The following is a 19,367-nucleotide window of genomic DNA, read 5'->3' on the forward strand; positions in this document are numbered from 1 at the left end:
GAACGGGAACCGCGCCGGGGGGCTGCTACGTTTCCTGGTGAGTTCCATCGCCGCGCGGCAGCCCATTCGATGCGCCCCTCCAGGCAGCCATCCGAGGCGGCTCCGCGGTCCCTCCAGAGGAGCCCCAGATGCCCAGCCGCACCCCCACCCACACGGACGCGGGCGGATCCCGCTCCTTCCGCAGGCTCGCGATCCTGGCGGTGATCGCGCTCATCGTCGTCGCGGTGCCTGCCGTCCTCGGAGCCTTCAACGGGTTCGAGCGGACCAACGGCGGTGAGGTGGCCGTCGTCCGCGACGGCGGCCCGCTCGACGACAACCGCGTCCGGCAGATCATCGATCCGGGGTCCAGCGTCACGTGGATCGGCTGGTGGTCCCAGATCCACCGCTACCCGGCCCAGCAGCGCTTCTACACGATCACCTCGGACTCGGGCCGGGGCGAGCGCTCCGGCGTCGACGTGGTGACCGTGCCGAGCAGCGACGGCGTCAACATGGGCATCGAGGGCACGCTGTACTTCGCGCTCAACCTCGATCACGGAACGCTCAAGTCGTTCGACGACAAGTTCGGCACCCGGAAGTTCCGCAGCGCGGGCGGCGGAACCTACTACCCCTGGGACGGCGACGAGGGCTGGTCGGCCTTCCTCGACCAGATCATCCGCCCGGTGATCGACAACGACCTGCGCACGCAGATAAACAGCTTCCGCTGCGCCGAGCTCGTGTCCTCCTGCGCCCTGGTGCAGAACACCTCCAACCAGCAGGGCGGGCTCCAGCAGCAGGGCAACAACGCCAACATCGCGAAGATCCAGAACGCCGTGAACACCAGCCTGGCCGAGGACCTCAAGTCCACGCTCGGCGCGGACTTCCTCACCGGCATCCATTTCAACCTGTCCAGGGTCACCCTGCCCGCCGAGGTCCAGGCCGCCGTGGACCAGGCCCAGGCGGCCTTCGCCAAGGTCACCGAGGCGCAGGCCAAGGTCGCCCAGGCCCGCGCCGAGGCCGACGCGAACAAGGCGCGCCAGGACGGCTACAACAAGTGCCCGACGTGTGCCGACATCGAGAAACTGAAGGCGCTCCCGCAGGGCATCACGGTGTACGCGCCGGGCAATACTGGAGGCGTCGCGCTCCCCACCAAGTAGCTCTTCCCACCAAGCAGGGGGTCGGAACCGATGCGACTCTTCGCCCTCCCGGTGACCTTGATTGTGGTCGCCGCCCTCGTCTACCTGCTCGTGCTCCTCCTCAGGGGATCGCGCGAGCGGGGCGGGCGGGCCACGCAGGCCACGCCCCGCTGGGAGGTCGACACGGTGATGGAGGACGGCTGGACGCTGATCGTCGTCAGGAAGGTCGCGGAGGGCAGCCGCGGCCCGGTGGAGCTCACCAAGCAGACCGTCCGGGCCATCCCCGACGACGACCCCAACTGGGACGAGCGTTACCGGCAGGCCATGGTGGAGGCCCGCTCGCGCGTGAGCACGCTGCAGCTCGAATCCGGCTAGGGCCAGGACAAGCAAGCCGTATCATCGAGAGGCTTGATCACATTCGTTCGCCGGGGTCCTTTTCTAAGAGGTGGGCATTGCCACGTCCTCGCCCGCTCGGCCCGGGAGAGCCCGGGCAGATAGGCGACTACCGGCTCGTCGCGGTGCTCGGTTCGGGCGGCCAGGGAGTCGTCTACCTGGGACAGGCGCCTTCCGGGGCCGACGTCGCCGTCAAGGTGCTGCACCCCTGGATGACGGAGGACGCCGACGCTCGCAGGCGCTTCCTCCGCGAGGTGGACATCGCCCGCCGGGTCGCGCCATTCTGCACAGCGCGGGTGCTGGACATGGGGCTCCACGACGACCGGCCGTACATCGTGAGCGAGTACGTCCCCGGAGCGTCGCTGGAGCGGGTCGTCAGGGAGGGCGGACCGCGAAGCGGCGGCGGCCTGGAGCGCCTCGCCGTGGCCACCGCGAGCGCGCTGGCCGCGATTCACCGGGCGGGAATCGTTCATCGGGATTTCAAGCCGGGCAATGTCATCCTCGGCCCGGAAGGCCCGGTCGTGATCGACTTCGGCATCTCACGGGCCGGCGACCACACCGTCACCCGGTCGGGATCGGTGGGCACTCCCGGCTACATGGCACCCGAGCAGTTCACCGGGGACACGGCGGGCCCGGCGGCGGACGTGTTCAGCTGGGCGGCCACGATGGTCTACGCGGCGACCGGCCACCCCGCCTTTCCCGGAGACACCGTGCCGGTCGTGCTGAACGCGATCCTCAACCGGGACGCGGACCTGTCGGGCGTCCCGGAGGCGCTCAGGCCCCTGCTGGCGAGATGCCTCGCCAAGGACCCGGAGAGCCGTCCCATCGCGGCCGACCTGTATCGCACGCTCACCGGCGAGGGAGGGCCGGCCATCACGCTGGTCTCGCCGTCTCCCACTCCGCCACCCGGGACAGCACACCGGGCAGTCTCCTCGGAGACACGCACCCCGGCCACGACACCCACCTCACCCGTGACGGCCCTTCCGCTGGAGCCGGCCACCTCCGCGACACGGTCGAGACCCGGACGCGTGATCCCGCCCCGCGCTCTGCTGGCCGCGGGGGCGGCCCTGGTGGCGGTGGCGGCGGTCCTCATCGTGCCGTCCCTGCTCCGTGGCCCGGACGACCACACCACCACCCGGCAGAGCCAGGGGAGCCAGGGGAGCCAGCGCGGCCGGACCACGACGAGTACGGGCACGGGCACGGGCACGGTGGCCGCCACGCCCCGGGTGGCGCCGTTCGGCGCTCCCGTCCACGAGCCGCTGACCGGGCACGCCAACGACGTCAGGTCGGTCGCCCTTGGAACGCTCGGGGGCACGCCCATCGCCCTCACGGGAAGCGACGACGACACGGCGCGGACCTGGGACCTCTCAGCCGGGAAGGAGCTCGGCGCGCCCTTCGAGGGCCACACCAAGTGGGTCCGCTCGGTGGCGCTGGGCCGCCTGAACGGCACGCCGATCGCGGTGACCGCGAGCGACGACACCACCCTGCGCGTCTGGGACCTCGCCACACGGGCACCGCTCGGCACGCCTCTCACCGGGCACACCGACGCGGTCAAGGCGGTGGCCCTGGGCGAGCTGGACGGCAAGCCCGTGGCCGTCAGCGGCGGCGCCGACGCTACCGTCCGCGTCTGGGACCTCAGCACCCGACGGCAGCTCGGCGCACCGCTGATCGGTCACAGGGGCACCGTCTGGGCCGTCGCCCTCGGCAGGCTGAACGGCACGCCGATCGCCGTCACGACGGGCGACGACGGCACCGTGCGCGTGTGGGACCTGGCCGCGCGAAAGCCGCTCGGCCCCCCTCTCACAGGGCACACCGGATGGGTGCGCGCGGTCGCGGTCGGCGAGTTCGGCGGCACCACCTACGCGGTCACCGGCGGCGAGGACAGAACCGTCCGTGTCTGGGACCTCGGTAAGGGAGAACAGGCCGGCGGCCCGCTCTCCGGGCACACCGGTCCCATCTGGGCGGTGGCGCTCGGCGCGCTGAACGGCACGCCCATCGCGGTCACCGGCGGCGAGGACAAGACCGTCCGCGTCTGGGACCTCACCGCGGCCAAGCCCCTCGGGTCCCCGCTCAGGGGCCACACCGACATCGTGTGGTCGGTGGCCGTCGGAGAGCTGAACGGCGGTCCCGTCGCGGTCAGCGGCAGTAGGGACAATTCAGTACGGATATGGAGCATTGCCTCACCGTGAGTTACCTTACCTATTGACTATGTAGGAAATACCGGCAAGGGTGAGTGGGGCCACAACCCCGTACGCCTGGAGGCATTCATGTCCGTCACCGACGAGCTGCTCGCCAACGCCGAACGTTACGCCGCGACCTTCGACAAAGGCGACCTGCCGCTGCCTCCTGGGAAGCACGTCGCGGTTCTGGCCTGCATGGACGCCCGCCTCAACCCCTATGGCCTGCTCGGCCTGTCCGAGGGCGACGCGCACGTGATCCGTAACGCCGGAGGCGTGGTCACCGCCGACGAGCGGCGCAGCCTCGCCATCAGCCAGCGGCTCCTGGGCACCCGGGAGATCATCCTGATCCACCACACCGACTGCGGCATGCTGACCTTCACCGACGACGGGTTCAAGCGGCAGATCGAGGAGGAGGTCGGGATCAAGCCCGACTGGGCCGCCGAGGCGTTCACGGACCTCGACGAGGACGTCATCCAGTCCGTGAACCGGATCAAGGCCGACCCGTTCATCCCGCACCGCGACTCGGTCCGCGGCTTCGTCTACGACGTCACGACCGGCCGCCTCCGCGAGGTCAAGGCCTGACGTACGGCAGGCGCCCGGCGGCGAGCTCTCAGGCGTCGATGTGGTCCCGGTCGACCTCGGCGGCGTTCCCGACGATGAACTCCCGCCGAGGGGCCACGTCGCTGCCCATGAGGAGGTCGAAGATGCGCTCCCCCTGCTCGACGTCCTCGATCCTGACGCGGCGCAGGACGCGGTGGCGCGGGTCCATCGTGGTCTCGGCCAGCTGGTCGGCGTCCATCTCTCCAAGGCCCTTGTAGCGCTGCACAGGGTCCTTCCAGCGCTTGCCTCGCCGCTCCAGGTCGCGCAGGACCTTGTGCAACTCCGCGTCGGAGTAGGTGTAGACGTACTTGTCCTGCCCCTTGCCGGGGTTGGTGACCTCGATCCGGTGCAGCGGCGGCACGGCGGCGAAGACCCGGCCGGCCTCCACCATCGGCTTCATGTACCGGTGGAACAGGGTCAGCAGCAGGCACCGGATGTGGGCGCCGTCCACGTCGGCGTCGGCCATCAGGATGACCTTGCCGTAGCGGGCGGACTCGATGTCGAACGACCGGCCGGACCCGGCCCCGACCACCTGGATGATCGCGGCGCACTCCGCGTTCTTCAGCATGTCGGCGACCGAGGCCTTCTGCACGTTCAGGATCTTGCCCCGGATCGGCAGCAGCGCCTGGAACTCCGAGTCGCGGGCCAGCTTGGCCGTGCCGAGCGCGGAGTCGCCCTCGACGATGAACAGCTCGCTGCGGTCCACGTCGTCGCTGCGGCAGTCGACGAGCTTGGCGGGGAGCGCCGAGTTCTCCAGGGCGGACTTGCGGCGCTGGTTGTCGCGGTGCTCACGGGCGGCGATGCGGGCCTTGGCGGCCGCCACGACCTTCTCCAGGACCGCCCGGAGCTGCTGCTTCTGGCCGCGCCTGGGGTTGGCGAACATCGCCTTGAGCTCGCGCGAGACGACGTGGCCGACGATGCGGGTCGCCGCCGACGTGCCGAGGACCTCCTTGGTCTGGCCCTCGAACTGCGGCTCCGGCACGCGGACGGTGACCACGGCCGTCAGCCCCTCGAGGATGTCCTCCTTGGTGACCGGGTCGTCCCCGTTCTTGAGCAGCCGCGTCTCACGCAACTGCTCGTTCATCGTGCGGACCAGAGCGCGCTCGAACCCCGCCACGTGGGTGCCGCCCTTGGGAGTGGCGATCACGTTGACGAAGGAGCGCACGGTCGTCTCGTAGCCCTTGCCCCAGCGGACGGCGACGTCGACGGTGAGCTCGCGCTCGACCTCGGTGGGCGTCATGTGGCCCTGCTCGTCGAGCACGGGGACGGTCTCGTGGAAGTGGCCCACGCCCTGCAGCCTGAGCACGTCGCACACGGCCTCGTCACGGGCGAGGAACTCGGTGAACTCGCTGATGCCGCCGTCGAACCGGAACGTCTCCTCGGCCGGCTCCTCGCCCCTCTCGTCACCCCTGGCGTCGCGCAGCACGAGCGTGAGGCCGGGAACCAGGAACGCCGTCTGGCGGAGCCGCACGTGGATCTCGTCGAGGGAGACCTCGGCCTCGGGCAGGAAGATCTGCCGGTCGGCCCACCAGCGCACGCGGGTGCCGGTGACCTGCCTACCGACCTTGCCGCCCTCGCGCAGGCCCGACTTCTTGCGGAACTTGGCCGTCGGCCCGTCGCCCTCGAAGACGCCGGGCACTCCCCTGCGGAAGCTGATCTCGTGGATCCGGCCGTCGCGGTCCACCTCGACGTCCAGCCGCGAGGAGAGCGCGTTGACCACCGAGGCGCCGACGCCGTGGAGGCCGCCGGACGCGCCGTAGGAGCCGCCGCCGAACTTTCCGCCGGCGTGGAGCTTCGTGTAGACGAGCTCGACTCCGGCGAGACCGCTCTTGGGCTCGACGTCGACGGGGATGCCGCGGCCGTCGTCCCGGACCTCGATGGAGCCGTCGGGGTGCAGCTCGACCTCGATGCGCGTGCAGAACCCCGCGAGAGCCTCGTCGACCGAGTTGTCGACGATCTCCCACAGGCAGTGCATGAGGCCGCGGGTGTCGGTGGAACCGATGTACATTCCCGGGCGCTTGCGGACGGCCTCAAGGCCTTCGAGCACCGAGAGATGACGAGCCGTATAATCCGTCTCCGCGCCAACCGCCGTCACACCGAGCTCCCGCTTATCAATCGAACACGCGTACGCAGCTTATCGCCACCCATGTTTTACGCGTACAAGCTTGCCAGGCGCACCGGTGTACTCGGCACTTCCGCTGTGATCTGCGTCACTTTCCGGATCATTCTGCTCTCGGCGTAGTCGGAGCATGATTGGGAACGCCCTCATCCGGTTAGATGTTGTGCCAAGTGACTGACGCCAACGTCCCCACAGAGTGGGGCGACCCGAAAGGCGATACGTGACTGGAGCTCTCGCCCCCATCAAGCCGCTGACAGCCCTGGACCGGTGCGACCGGTGCGGTGCTCAGGCCTACATCCGCGCGACCCTGCCCGTGGGTGGGGAGTTGCTGTTCTGCGCCCATCACGGGCGTCAGCACGTGACTGTGTTGCGCGACAAAGGCGCTGAGATCCAGGACGAGTCGGCCCGACTCAGTGAATCCCCCGCGTCCGCCCCAGCCGATGAGCACTGATTCATCGGCGCTCACGACGAACGCTGACCATAGACGGCGTGGCGGAGTGACCCACCTCTCCGCCACGCCGTCCCAGCACCAGCTCATGGCCCGACCCGGTAGTGATAGCGGCCGGCGACCGTGAACCCTTCCCGCTCGTAGAGCGCACGGGCTCCGGCGTTGGCCTCGGTCACGACCAGGTACGCATGGGCCGCGCCACGCTCCCGCCCCCAGCCGAGCAGCGCGCGCATGATCGACCGTCCGAGCCCCCGCCGCCTGGCGTGGGGCTCGACGGCCATGCAGTAGATCCCAAGCCACTTCCCCTGCGGCACCGCCCGCCCGCCGCCGCCCTCCTCCAGGTGCGTGTAGCCCGCGGCGACTCCCGTCAGGATGCGCCGGGCCCACTCCCGCGGCGGAGTCTCGCCTCCTGACGCGTGACGGCCGCCGTCCACCCGCCACCAGGTGTCGAACCACCGCTCCGACGGCTCCCCTCGATCCGCACGCCCGGTACGGCTCCGGCCTGCGCCAGTGGCGCTGTCATGATCAGTGGGTCGGCGTATCCAACCGTGAATCGCCGTGATCCATTCTGCGCAGCGTACCTGACCTGCACTGCTACGTTTGCGGCTCGCCCCTGGGGCAGTTACGGGAGACGTCTCAATCGCTCGACCCCCGAGGAGCGGCGATGCCTCGTCTCGCGTCCCTTCCCCCGGTCTTTCGCCGGCACAGCCGTACCGGGCGCCGCGGAAGCCGGGCCGGCGCCGTCGTCCTCGCCGGCGGCCTGGCACTGGCACTGGCCGCGTGCGGCGGTGTGGGGGCCAAGGGCGGCACGCCCGCGGGCGGCGCGGCCAGCCTGACGACGATGGGCTTCGGCCTGCCCGACGAGATCGCCACGACCCGCGTGGCCGCCTTCGAGAAGGCCCATCCGGACGTCAAGCTCACCATCAACCAGGGCCAGTTCGACGAGCAGGCTTTCCTCTCGTCGGTCGCGAGCGGCAACCCGCCGGACGTCGTCTACCTCAGCCGCGAGATGCTCGGCACCTACGCCGCCAGGGGTGCGATCCAGCCGCTCGGCGACTGCGTCGCCAAGCAGGGCATCGCGACCGGGGACTTCTACCCCGCCGCCCAGCAGCAGGTCCGGCTCGCCGGCAAGTGGTACGGCATGCCCGAGTTCTACAACTCGATCGTCCTGCTGGTGAACGACAAGGCCGCCAGGGAGGCCGGGGTCGACCCCGCGAAGATCGACACCTCCGACTGGGACGGCCTGTCCGCCCTCGCGAAGAAGATGAACAAGGTGTCCGGCGGCAAGATCGAGCGGTTCGGCTTCTATCCCAAGCTCCCCGAGTTCCTGCCGCTGTGGGCCAAGGCCAACGGCGCCGACCTGATGACGGCCGACGGCAGGACCTCCCAGCTCACCGATCCCCGGGTCATCGAGGCCCTCGCCTACGCCAACGGCCTGCTCAAGGAGCAGGGCGGCTGGACCAGGCTCAAGGCGTTCACCGACACCTTCGACTACTTCGGCGAGAAGAACCCGGTCACGCAGGACCAGATCGGGATGATGCTCACGGAGCAGTTCCTGATCACGTCCATGGCCGACACCAGCCCGGACGCCCGGATCACCGTCCTGCCGTTCGAGGACCGGCAGGGCCACCCGATCAACAACGTCGGCGGGAACGCGTGGGCGATCCCCAACGGGGCCCGGAACCCGGACGCGGCCTGCCAGTGGATCAAAACCATGACCTCGGCGGACACCTGGATCGCCGCCGCGAAGGCGCGGGCCGCCAAGCGCGCCCAGGAGGGCAAGGTCTACACCGGCACCTACACCGGCAACGCGAAGGCCGACAAGGTCATCTTCTCCCAGATCGTCAGGCCGAGCGGGCACGAGCCGTACGACAACGCGATCAAGACGATCCTCGCCGCGCAGGCCGAGGGCTTCGTCGTGCCGCCCTCCCCCGCCGCCGCGGAGTTCCGTACGGCATGGCTCGACGCGGCCACCCGGGTCATGCAGGGCCGGGCGGAGCCGCAGGACGCGCTGCTGCGGGCCCACGGTGAGGCCCAGAGGGCCCTGCGCGGAGCGGGCTGAGCCGTGAGAACCCGACCGCGGTTGAGGACCGAGACCCGCTGGGCCTACGTCTTCCTGCTTCCCTGGCTGCTCGGTCTGGTGATCTTCCAGGTCGGGCCGATGGTCGCCAGCTTCGTGCTCTCGCTGACGGACTACGACCTGATCTCCAGCCCGAGGTTCGCCGGGTTGGGCAACTACGCCGAGATGCTGCAGGATCCCAAGGTCGCCGCGGCGATCGGCAACACCGCCTTCTACACCGTGCTGCACGTGCCGCTGGCGATCGCCATCGCGCTGCTGCTGGCCCTCATGCTCAACCGGATCACCGGGCGGGCGGCCGGTTTCTTCCGCACCGTCTTCTACCTGCCGTCGATGACGCCGTACGTCGCCGTCGGCGTGCTGTTCCTGTTCCTGCTGAACGGCCAGGCGGGGCTGGTCAACCAGTTCCTCGGGCTGTTCGGGATCGACGGGCCGCAGTGGACCACCGACCCGGCGTGGGTGAAGCCGGGCATCGTGCTGATGTCGCTGTGGAACCTCGGGACGACCACGATCATCCTGTTCGCGGCGCTGCGCAACGTGCCGCGCGAGCTGTACGAGGCCGCGATGATCGACGGAGCGGGGCCGTGGCAGCGGTTCCGGTCGGTGACCGTGCCGATGATCAGCTCGGCGCTGTTCTTCGTGGTGATCGTCAACACGATCACGTCGCTGCAGATGTTCGACCAGGTCTACACGATGTTCTTCGGAAGCCAGAGCGCCCAGCAGTCGTCGGGCGACGCGGCCCTGTTCTACGTCGTCTACCTGTTCCAGCAGGGCTTCCAGTTCCTCCACATGGGCTACGCCTCCGCGCTGGCGTGGCTGCTGTTCGCCATCATCGCGGTCATCACGGTGATCCAGGTGAAGGCGGGCAACCGGTTCGTCTACTACGAGTCGGAGCCGCATGGAGCGGCAGAGCGGGAGACCCGATGACCCGGACCCGGACCCCGGGGACGAGACGGGCGTTCTTCCTCGTCATGCTGGCCGCGGCCTCGGCGGTGTTCCTCTACCCCTTCGTGTGGCTGGTCGTGGCGTCGCTCAAGCCGCGTTCGCGGACCTTCGCCGACCCGTTCGTCCCATGGCCGCACCCGTTCTCCCCGCAGAACTACGCCGCCGTCTGGGACGCGGCGCCCATGCTCGCCTGGCTGGTCAACACGGTGATCGTGGGGTTCATGGCGGCGCTGACCGTGACGGTGTCGAGCGCGTTCGTGGCCTTCGGGTTCGCGTACTTCCGCTTCCCCGGCCGGGGCGTGCTCTTCGGCAGCGTGCTCGGCACCATGATGCTCCCGTCGGCCGTCACGCTGGTGCCGACCTACCTGATCTGGAACTCCGTCGGCCTGACGGGGACCCAGGTCCCGCTCTGGGCGGGCAACCTGTTCGGGTCGGCGTTCTACATCTTCCTGCTGCGCCAGTTCTTCCTCAGCATCCCGCGCTACGTGTTCGAGGCGGCCCGGGTGGACGGGGCCTCCTACCTCGACCTCTTCTGGCGGATCGCGCTGCCGCTCGCGCGGCCCGCTCTGGTCATCGCGTTCGTCTTCGAGCTCAAGGCGAGCTGGTTCGACCTGATGAAGCCGCTCATCTACCTGCAGGATCCCCGGCTCTTCACGCTGCCGAGGGGGCTCAAGGCGATCGTCGACCAGTTCTACCAGGGCGGCGACCCCAAGTGGGAGATCGTCCTGGCCGCCGGTGTGATCACCACGCTGCCGCTGATCGTGATCTTCTTCGTCGGACAGCGATACTTCGTGGAGGGCATCGCCACGACCGGTCAGCGGGGCTAATACGCTGGTGGACCGTGCTCATCCTGCTACCACCGTCCGAGGGCAAGGCCGCCCGTGGAACCTCGAGGCTCAGGCGCCTGAGCTTCCCGGAGCTGGCGTCGCCCCGGGAGAAGGTGCTGGACGCCCTGGTCACGCTGTGCCGTACGGACGAGGCGCAGACCGTCCTCGGGCTGTCGGAAGGCCAGGCGGGTGGAGAGGCGGGCGACCTGGCCCGCAACCGGGAGCTGCACACGGCGCCCGCGCTCCCGGTGGCCGAGCTCTACACCGGCGTGCTGTACGACAACCTCGGGCTCTCCACACTGTCCCCCGAGGCCAGGAGGCGGGCCGCCAGGCGGATCGTCGTCTTCTCCGGGCTGTGGGGCCTCCTGCGGCTCACCGACCGCGTCCCGCCGTACAGGCTCTCCATGGGCGTACGGCTCCCGCCCATGGGCGGGCTGGCCGCGTTCTGGCGGCCCTCGATCACGGCCGCCCTCGAACCGGTGAAGGGCCTGGTCGTGGACATGCGGTCGGCCACCTACGCCGCGGCCTGGCAGCCGGGCGAGCGGTCGGTGACCGTCCGCGTCCTGCGAGAGGAGGACGGCAGGCGCACGGTCGTCAGCCACATGGCCAAGGCAACCCGCGGAGCCGTGGCGCGAGCCCTGGCCGAGAGCGCCGACCGGCCGAGGAACCCGCACGAGCTCGCCGAGGTCCTGACCGGCCTCGGGCACCGCGCGGAGCTGGGCGGCCCGCCCCGGCCGGGCCGGCCCTGGAACCTGGACGTGATCGTCACTTCGTGACCGTCATTCGCTGATCACATTCAGGCGGCCGCACGCCCGCTGGTACTGATGCCCGGGATCCCCCAGATAGGACCACGGCAGCCTGCTGAACCGCCCCGCCGTCCGGGCCAGGTGTCCCCTGGCGGGCCGGCGGAGGTCGGAGAGGTAGAAGGCCGCCCCGAACGCGTTGTGGGCCTCGATGGACCGGGGATGAGCGCCCCCCAGCCGCCGCTCCGACCAGCGGGCGGCGGCGGACACCACCTCACGCTGGACGTCGAACGAGAACCAGCCGCCGCGCGAGATCGGAGTGCGCTCGGAGACGACGTTCTCGAAGTGCGCCAGCGGCACGAGCGCGGGAAGCGGGCTGCCCTCTGGGGCGCGGGCGGCGGCCATCCGCGCGAAGTCCAGCATTTCCTGCGCGGTGCCGCCCCAACCGGGTGAAAGGGTCATCATGCGGGCGACCGCGGCCGGATACAGCCATGGCCAGCGGCGGGAGCACTCGAACCAGACCGAGTCCCTGTCGGCCCTGGGCCGCTCCAGGCCCAGAGCCAGCCACATCATGCATTCCCACGGCACCGGGTCGCCGGGCGAGAGGGCCGCGGCCGACAGCAGCGGCTGCCGGGCCAGCTCCATCGCCGCGTGATAGGTCCGCAGCCGATCGGCCTGTACGGCTCGCGCCCGCACATCGGGCTTGAGAGCCCAGGCCTCTTCGATCCTGACCCGGCCCAGCCACAGCCACAGGTCCGCGTTGGCCTGGTCGCGGGCGACGAGTTCCTCGATCGACCGGCTGGAGCCGATCGCGGCACGCGACAGCGCGTCCAGCCGGAGCGAACGCAGCTCAGCGTCTCCCCGGCTCGCCATGAGCGCGGTGACCCCGGCCGCCGGATCGCCTCGCTGGACGGCGCCGACCGCGTCGTCCAGCACGCTGTCCGCCCACGGGCGGTCTGGGATCACTCGTGGCCCCCGAGCACGCGCCCGATCCACTTCGATCACTCCCATGAGGCGCGAGCCTAGGAGTGCAAAGGTGGTCCGGCGCTACCACGATGTAACGCCGGTGTTAACCGTCTCCGGGCGCGACCTAGTCGAGGTAGTCGCGGAGGACCTGCGACCGGGACGGGTGGCGGAGCTTCGACATGGTCTTCGACTCGATCTGGCGGATCCGCTCCCGGGTCACGCCGTAGACCTTGCCGATCTCGTCGAGGGTCTTCGGCTGGCCGTCGGTGAGGCCGAACCGCATCGAGACGACGCCCGCCTCCCGCTCGGACAGCGTGTCCAGAACGGAGTGCAACTGCTCCTGCAGCAGCGTGAAGCTGACGGCGTCCGCCGGCACGATGGCCTCGGAGTCCTCGATCAGGTCACCGAACTCGCTGTCGCCCTCCTCGCCGAGGGGGGTGTGCAGGGAGATCGGCTCGCGGCCGTACTTCTGGACCTCGATGACCTTCTCGGGGGTCATGTCGAGCTCCCGGGCCAGCTCCTCCGGCGTGGGCTCCCGGCCGAGGTCCTGCAGCATCTGCCGCTGGACCCGGGCCAGCTTGTTGATCACTTCGACCATGTGGACCGGGATGCGGATGGTCCGCGCCTGGTCGGCCATGGCCCGGGTGATCGCCTGCCGGATCCACCACGTGGCGTACGTGGAGAACTTGTAGCCCTTGGTGTAGTCGAACTTCTCGACCGCGCGGATCAGGCCCAGGTTGCCCTCCTGGATCAGGTCCAGGAAGAGCATGCCGCGCCCGGTGTACCGCTTGGCCAGCGAGACGACGAGACGGAGGTTGGCCTCCAGCAGGTGGTTCTTGGCACGGCGGCCGTCCTCGGCGATCCACTCAAGCTCGGCGCGGACGTCGACCGGGAGTTGCTCCCCGTCCGTGGCGAGCTGCTCCTCGGCGAACAGACCGGCCTCGATGCGCTTGGCGAGCTCGACCTCCTGCTCGGCGTTGAGGAGGGGGACCTTGCCGATCTGCTTGAGGTAGTCCTTGACCGGGTCGGCGGTGGCTCCGGCGGCCGCGACCTGGGCCACGGGCGCGTCGTCATCGTCGTCGGTGAGGATCAGAACCTCGTCCTCGGACTGGACGATGACCTCGGCCTTGGGCTCGTCGCCCTCTGCGTCGGCCTCCACCTCGACGTCGGCCTCGGCGTCGCCCTCGATCTCCACCTCGGCTTCGATCTCGACGTCCTCGACCTCCAGGTCGAAGTCCTCGATCTCGACGTCGGCCTCGAGGTCGAGGTCTTCGTCGTCCTCGGCGGAGCCGGCGGACTTGGGCTTGGGCTCGGCCTTGGCGGCCTTGAGCTCAGGACCGGCCGAGGGGGCCTCGGGGCCGTCCTTGGCGGCGGGCTTCGCAGCCGGCGCGGTCTTCTTGGCAGGCGCCGCCTTTGCCGGAGCCTTGGCGGCCGCGGGCTTGGCAGGCCCCTTCTTGGCGGCGGGCTTGGCGGCCGGAGCGGAGTCGGTCACCACGGCGGTGACGGTCTCCGGCTGCGACTCCTTCGCCGCGGCGGATTTGGTGGTCTTCTTGACGGGCGCGGTGGTGCGGCGCTTGGCTTGACCTCGAGACCGCTTGGGCGCCGCCGCGGAGTCCGCCGCGGTCACCACGACGGTCACACCCTCTTTGCTGAGGCTGCGCAGGAATCCAGCGGCGTGCGACAGCGGGATGTCCGCTTCCTCGAAGGCCTTGCGGACATCCTCGGACTCGAGGAAACCCTGCGAGCGCCCACGCTCGAGGAGCTGCTGAATCACTGGCTCGTTCAGCTCCGATGGCTTCGAGCGAGTCGAACTTGCAGGCGACACGAACACCTCTCGAACGAACGCATGGCGAGAATGGACCCAGGTGCTTCTTCTTTTCCGGTGGTGAGGCCGCGCGGATCGCGACATGCCATTGTGGCACGCCACGACGCCTGAAACGGCCACGTCCCGCCGGTTGCTCCTCCACCCTAGGCCGACCGAGACACTAGTGCGTACGGAAGGAGGTCACCGATACCCGAAAGCAACCGTTATGACTGTTTCATTCAGTCACTCTTCGTGGCGGCTGGTACATGAACCGCGAGGACCGTCACGTCATCATCCTGTTCATACCCGGACAACATCCGATCCACCAGGAAATCAAGGAGCATATGCGGGCTGGCCACGACTTCCGGGGGCGCCTCGGCCACAACGGACGAAAGCTCCCGTAGCCCCGCGTCGAGCCCGCGCTTGCGGTTCTCCACGAGACCATCCGAGTACAGCACCGCGGTGTGCCCCGGCGGCACACAGAACCGGAACTGCCTCCGGCTGGTGGCCCAGCCGAGCGGCGTCCCGGGCTCGGTCTCGTGCAGCAGGGCGGTGCCCTGGGGCGACACCAGCAGCGGCGGCGGGTGACCGGCCAGGGCCAGCGTACCCTCCCCGGTGCCCGGCTCGACGACCATGTACGCCAGGGTCGTGACCTGCTCTTCCTCCTCGGTGGCCTCGAAGACCCGGTCGAGACCGGTGAGGACGGCCGCCGGAGGCGGGTTGGTCAGCGCGAGGGCCCGCATCGCGTTGCGGATCCGGCCCATGCCGGCCGCGGCCTTCACGCCCTTGCCCATGACGTCGCCGACGACGGCCGCGACGCGCCCGTCCTGCAGGACGAACGCGTCGTACCAGTCGCCGCCGACCTGGACGTGGCGGGAGCCGGACCGGAACCGCTGGGCCAGCGTCAGGCCCCGCACGACCGGCAGGCGGTCGGGCAGCAGGCTCCGCTGGAGCGTCTCGGCGGTCCGGTGCTCACGCTCGAACAGCGTGGCCCGCTCGACCGCGAGGGCGCACTGCCCGGCAAGGGCCTCCAGGAAGACGCCGTCCTCCTGCGAGATCTTCTGCGGCCGGGTGAACGAGAACCGCAGCGCCCCGAGGGCCCGGCCGGCCGCGAGGAGCGGCAGGCCCACCCAGGCGCGCTCGTCGGTGTGGGCGACGAAGCTGGCGATCTGGTCCGCTTCGGCCCCGGCGTCGACGAGCTGGGCCCGCAGGCTGTCCGGCGACTCGGCGAAGACCGGGCGCCGGCTGTTGACCGCCATCGTCATCACGCTGGACTGGGAGAGCTGGAGCTCCTCTCCCGGCGCGCCGGGCGCGTCGGGGATGCCACCGCTGTTGATCACCTTCAGGGTTCCCCGGTCCGGGTCGAGCAGGGCCACCGCGGAGTGGTCGGCGGCGAGAGCCGTACGGCCGACGTCGATGATGACCTGGACGACCTGCTCGACCGTGAGCGCCTCGGCCAGCTGGGCGGTCGCGCCCTGGAGCCGGGCCGTGCGCAGCGCGGCGGCGCCGAGCTGGTCGGTCAGGCGGCCCCGCATCTCCTCGGCCTCGCGCTGCGGCGTGACGTCGGTGTTGGCGCCCACCCACTCCACCACGCCGCCGTGCCGGATGATCGGCACGGCCCGCACCTCGAAGTGCCGGTATCCGCTGGCCCGGGTGCGCACCCGGTAGCTCCACTCGAACATGGTCCGGCCGCGCAGCGCCTCACGCCAGGCCTCCTCCGCGCCGGAGCGGTCGTCCGGGTGGACGGCCTCGAGCCAGCCGTGGGCGAGGTACTCCTCGAGCCCCTGGCCCGTGATGGCGCGCCACTGCGGGGCGTCCTCGGCCACCGTGCCGGTCGGCGAGGTGATCCAGACGAGCTGCTGCTGGGACTCGACGAGCGACCGGTACCGCTCCTCGCTCCGCCGCAGCTCCTCCTCGGTCATCTGCCGCTCGGTGAGGTCAACGCCGAACAGCGCGGCGCCCATGACGACGCCCTCCTCGCCGTGCATCGGGAATAACGACACAGCCCAGTGCCGGGTGTCGCCGTTCCCCGCCCGGGTCCTGATGCGCTGGTCGGTGACCGGCAGGCCCTCCTCACCGATCCTGCGGAGCGCCGAGTCGATCAGCGCCGTCAGGTCGGCCGGGAGCAGCTCGGCCGGACGGCGGTCCAGATGCCGCTCGACAGGGTGCCCGGTCAACTCCGTAAAGGTCGAGTTGACCCGGACGAAGCGCCCAGAGGGGTCGAAAAAGGCAAAGGCGAACGGAGCCTCCGACAACAGGCCTCTGAAGAGGTCGGAGTCTGAGATGTCCAAACCGGACTCCCGGGGCCGGGGCACGGAGGTTTCGGCGCTCATGGTCGGCACCTCCGTCGCGTGCCAGGGTCTCCCACGAGGCACATCTCCATAACTTTGATTGGTAGCGCAGATCTGCCCTACATCATCGGCGATGGGCATGTGCGGACGGAAGCCCCGCCCGCCATGCGGTCAACGCATCCTGTCAAAAGACCGGCACCCCGCGCAGGAAGATCCTGCTTACTCCTTGGCCGCCCGCTTCGCTTCCTGCTTCGTCGCACGGACGCGTTCGAGGCTTTCGGCGTCGACGACGTCGGCCACCGACCGGTGCACGCCCTCCTCGCCGTACGGCCCGGCCGCCTCACGCCACCCCTCCGGCCGCACGCCCAACTGCTTGCCCAGCAGCGCCAGGAAGATCTGTGCTTTCTGCCTGCCGAATCCGGGCAACGCCATGAGCCGGCGGAGCAGCTCGGCACCGTCGCCGACATCCTCCCACACCCTGTCGGCCGAGCCGTCGTAATGCTCGACCAGGTACGCCGCGAGCTGCTGGATCCGCTCCGCCATCGATTTCGGATAGCGGTGGACGGCCGGCTTGGCCGCCAGCAGGGCCGCGAACTTCGCAGGATCATAAGAGGCGATCTCGCGCGCGTCCAAGTCCGCGTCCGCGCCGAGGCCGAGCCTCTCCGCGATGGCGCGCGGGCCCGAAAACGCCCATTCCATGGGAATCTGCTGGTCAAGCAGCATGCCGATCAGCAGGGCGAGACGACTGCGGCCGAGGAGTTCGTCGGCCTGGGGTTGCTGGGCGAGCTGGATCCGCATAAGTTCAGCTTCGCACGCGCGCGGGAACGAGGCTTGACAGTCGCACGGAAAGATGATGTGGAATAAGGGACGGCAGGTCCCCATTCAGCGAGGAATGCAGTCCATGCCCGTACTCGCAACGCGACTCAGTGGCGGCCCTTCAGCGGAGCCGGAGCCCCGCGGACCCGTGATCGCCCGGCTGGCCGCCGAATTCCTGACCCTTCCCCTGGACGCCGTCGGCCGCTGCGTCGCGGACGTCTGGGCGTGCGCCGAGCACATGGGGCTCGACGTCACGCCCGAGATCGTCGAGCGGGTGGCCCGCGAGCACCTGCTCGGAGTGATGAACTCGACTCCGCCGACCCGCACGAAGGCCCGCACATAACGGGGAAGTCACCGGCCCGCGTTCCTGATGCCGTTTGGGGCGGGAATGCGAGAGGGTGGAGACCGTGAGCGAGCGGAGCGAGTACACGTGAGTCGTCGGCACCGACGAGATCCCCGGGATACCAGGCCGCCCGACGACGTGTTCGCCGAGATGCTCCTGGCGGCCCGGGAGTTGCTCGCTGTGCGCAGCCCACTCGACGCCGAGCTCATGGTTTCGGACATGCTGGGCGCCTGGTGGGGGAAGCGGCTGCGCGGAGGCGACGTCGAGCACATCCTCGGCGAGGGCCTGGTGGACTACGCGGCCAAGGCCGGCACGCCCGCGGCCCTGACACTGCTGATCTCGGTGGCCTACCTCGGCACCGCCCGCCAGGCCGCCAAGGCCGAAGGCGCGGCGCTGGCGCTGATGGAGTCCGACGTGGCGAGGCCCCGATGGGCCGAGCGCGTCGGCGTGGTCAAGCCCGCCGGGTGTTACGTCTCCCGTGACGTCTACGGCGACCAGGACACCGTCGTGTGCACCTTCGCCTACAACGGCGAGGACACGCATGCCCTCGTCGTGGTCGTCGACTACAACCTGGGCGGCATGGCGCGGGACGCCTGGGTGTCGTCGCAGGTCGACAAGCTCCTGGACCAGGCGAGGCTCGAAGCGGCCGGAAACGCGCTGCTGCGCTTCGAGGAGATCGAGCCGCAGCAGGCCCGGGCGCTGCTGGAGTTCGCGATGAAGGCGACCAGGGCGGCTCAGGGCCGGAAGGCCCCCAAGCTCGTCAGCGACAGCTACAGCGCCTACCACGCCTTCGCCCGGGCGCGGATCAAGGCGCTGCCTCCGGGACGCAAGCGGCCCGCCCCGGCCCACACGGAGGCTCCGTACAGCCGGGACCGGCGGGCGATGCTCGCGGCGGAGTTCCTGGCGTCGGACGCGGCGGAGAACCTGTCGGACCCGTCGGCGGCCTCCCGGTGCGCCGACCACATCATCGACTACGGCTGCGACCAGGACTTCGGGCGGCCGATGCGGGTCAGCCCGACCAAGTGCGAGACGTTCCTGCTCGACTGGCTGCCGCGCAAGGTCCTGCTCTCCCCCGCCGAGCAGGACGCCATGCCGCACGCGCTCTCGGCCTGGGTGCGGTTCGCCGGGCCGCGCATCGGGCTGCCGGAGGAGGGCGTCCGAGCCACTCTGGACGCCGTCTGGGAGGCGACGGCGCGGTTCACCGCGGCCTACCGCGATCCGACGACCTTCGGTCTGGATCGCTCTCTCGTGGAGCGGCTGCTTCCGGACGGCGACCTGTCCGCGCTGGCCCGGCGGGCCTTCGCGTTCCCGCTGCTACAGGGCATGCGGGGCTCGACCAACCTCGACCTGCTGAACCCGGCGGACGAGGCCGACCGGCGGATCCTGCTGGAGATCGACCACGCCGACGAGCTGGGCAGGCACGATCTCGAGGAGCACCTGGCCTGGCATGAGGAGATCGCCGGCCGCCTGTGGGTGGGCGATCCGGCGCAGATGTGGGAGGCGGCCCAGCGGCTGATCGACCTCGGCCACGACCGGCACGACGTGCTGCACGTGCTCATCGAGATCGCCGAGCGGATCGGCGACCACCCCGACGAGTTGGCCGCCGCCCTCGACGACATCGCCGACATCCCAGACGAACCCCCCGTCTGACCCCCCACGCCCTCCCCCTACGGCAAGATTGATGCGCGAGGCCTCAAAGGAGT

17 protein-coding genes are annotated in these 19,367 nt (G+C 70.0%); 11 read left to right on the forward strand and 6 right to left on the reverse strand.

The annotated features are described in order from the left end of the window. The first annotated feature begins 128 nt into the window (after nt 1-128). The 4 genes from ABH927_RS29760 (at nt 129) to ABH927_RS29775 (ending at nt 4,267) form a co-directional block, all read left to right on the forward strand. Nucleotides 129-1,133, forward strand: a complete 1,005-nt coding sequence (locus ABH927_RS29760; protein WP_370027011.1) for an SPFH domain-containing protein — start codon at nt 129-131, stop codon at nt 1,131-1,133. Between the two features lie 30 nt (nt 1,134-1,163). Then, entirely contained in the window at nt 1,164-1,487 is a 324-nt protein-coding gene (locus ABH927_RS29765) for a hypothetical protein (protein ID WP_370027013.1), read from the forward strand. A 77-nt stretch (nt 1,488-1,564) separates the two neighbouring features. After that, a complete protein-coding gene (locus ABH927_RS29770) occupies nt 1,565-3,694 on the forward strand; it encodes a serine/threonine-protein kinase (protein ID WP_370027015.1) in 2,130 nt (709 codons plus the stop codon). Nucleotides 3,695-3,772: 78 nt separating this feature from the next. Continuing rightward, the gene (locus ABH927_RS29775) at nt 3,773-4,267 is read left to right on the forward strand and encodes a beta-class carbonic anhydrase (protein ID WP_370027017.1); all 495 of its coding nucleotides are present in this window, start codon (nt 3,773-3,775) and stop codon (nt 4,265-4,267) included. A 28-nt stretch (nt 4,268-4,295) separates the two neighbouring features. Here the strand turns inward: ABH927_RS29775 and ABH927_RS29780 are convergent, their stop codons facing one another. Beyond that, a complete protein-coding gene (locus tag ABH927_RS29780) occupies nt 4,296-6,380 on the reverse strand; it encodes a type IIA DNA topoisomerase subunit B (RefSeq protein ID WP_370027019.1) in 2,085 nt (694 codons plus the stop codon). Between the two features lie 244 nt (nt 6,381-6,624). On the opposite strand from ABH927_RS29780, the gene ABH927_RS29785 reads away from it, so the two are divergent. After that, nucleotides 6,625-6,855: a hypothetical protein gene (locus tag ABH927_RS29785; RefSeq protein WP_370027021.1), complete on the forward strand. Its 231-nt coding sequence runs from the start codon at nt 6,625-6,627 to the stop codon at nt 6,853-6,855. Between the two features lie 83 nt (nt 6,856-6,938). Here the strand turns inward: ABH927_RS29785 and ABH927_RS29790 are convergent, their stop codons facing one another. Then, entirely contained in the window at nt 6,939-7,286 is a 348-nt protein-coding gene (locus tag ABH927_RS29790; RefSeq protein WP_370027023.1) for a GNAT family N-acetyltransferase, read from the reverse strand. A 230-nt stretch (nt 7,287-7,516) separates the two neighbouring features. On the opposite strand from ABH927_RS29790, the gene ABH927_RS29795 reads away from it, so the two are divergent. From ABH927_RS29795 to ABH927_RS29810, 4 genes are read left to right on the forward strand one after another with little or no spacing between them, the layout of a single operon-like run. Further along, entirely contained in the window at nt 7,517-8,914 is a 1,398-nt protein-coding gene (locus ABH927_RS29795; protein WP_370027025.1) for an extracellular solute-binding protein, read from the forward strand. Between the two features lie 3 nt (nt 8,915-8,917). After that, nucleotides 8,918-9,856, forward strand: a complete 939-nt coding sequence (locus ABH927_RS29800; RefSeq protein ID WP_370027027.1) for a carbohydrate ABC transporter permease — start codon at nt 8,918-8,920, stop codon at nt 9,854-9,856. Beyond that, complete coding sequence (locus tag ABH927_RS29805; RefSeq protein ID WP_370027029.1) at nt 9,853-10,701, forward strand: carbohydrate ABC transporter permease; 849 nt, start codon at nt 9,853-9,855, stop codon at nt 10,699-10,701. Before ABH927_RS29800 ends, ABH927_RS29805 begins: the two co-directional genes overlap by 4 nt. A 14-nt stretch (nt 10,702-10,715) precedes the next feature. Continuing rightward, on the forward strand, nt 10,716-11,477 hold the full coding sequence (locus ABH927_RS29810) for a YaaA family protein (RefSeq protein WP_370027031.1): 762 nt from the start codon (nt 10,716-10,718) through the stop codon (nt 11,475-11,477). Between the two features lie 3 nt (nt 11,478-11,480). Here the strand turns inward: ABH927_RS29810 and ABH927_RS29815 are convergent, their stop codons facing one another. The 4 genes from ABH927_RS29815 to ABH927_RS29830 all read right to left on the reverse strand — a co-directional run bounded on the left by ABH927_RS29815 (nt 11,481) and on the right by ABH927_RS29830 (nt 17,303). Next, entirely contained in the window at nt 11,481-12,410 is a 930-nt protein-coding gene (locus tag ABH927_RS29815; RefSeq protein ID WP_370027032.1) for a hypothetical protein, read from the reverse strand. Between the two features lie 124 nt (nt 12,411-12,534). Continuing rightward, complete coding sequence (locus ABH927_RS29820) at nt 12,535-14,235, reverse strand: RNA polymerase sigma factor (RefSeq protein ID WP_370027034.1); 1,701 nt, start codon at nt 14,233-14,235, stop codon at nt 12,535-12,537. Between the two features lie 218 nt (nt 14,236-14,453). Continuing rightward, nucleotides 14,454-16,547, reverse strand: a complete 2,094-nt coding sequence (locus ABH927_RS29825) for a SpoIIE family protein phosphatase (protein ID WP_370027035.1) — start codon at nt 16,545-16,547, stop codon at nt 14,454-14,456. 177 nt (nt 16,548-16,724) lie between these two features. Then, nucleotides 16,725-17,303, reverse strand: coding sequence for an HhH-GPD-type base excision DNA repair protein (locus ABH927_RS29830; protein ID WP_370027037.1), 579 nt, complete (start codon nt 17,301-17,303; stop codon nt 16,725-16,727). A gap of 103 nt (nt 17,304-17,406) precedes the next feature. On the opposite strand from ABH927_RS29830, the gene ABH927_RS29835 reads away from it, so the two are divergent. Together ABH927_RS29835 and ABH927_RS29840 are read left to right on the forward strand one after the other, a co-directional pair. Then, the gene (locus ABH927_RS29835; RefSeq protein WP_370027039.1) at nt 17,407-17,664 is read left to right on the forward strand and encodes a hypothetical protein; all 258 of its coding nucleotides are present in this window, start codon (nt 17,407-17,409) and stop codon (nt 17,662-17,664) included. A gap of 150 nt (nt 17,665-17,814) precedes the next feature. After that, on the forward strand, nt 17,815-19,314 hold the full coding sequence (locus ABH927_RS29840) for a hypothetical protein (RefSeq protein WP_370027091.1): 1,500 nt from the start codon (nt 17,815-17,817) through the stop codon (nt 19,312-19,314). The last annotated feature ends 53 nt before the right edge of the window (nt 19,315-19,367 follow it).

Source organism: Planotetraspora sp. GP83 (assembly GCF_041262585.1).
Taxonomy (GTDB): Bacteria; Actinomycetota; Actinomycetes; order Streptosporangiales; family Streptosporangiaceae; genus JAOEGB01.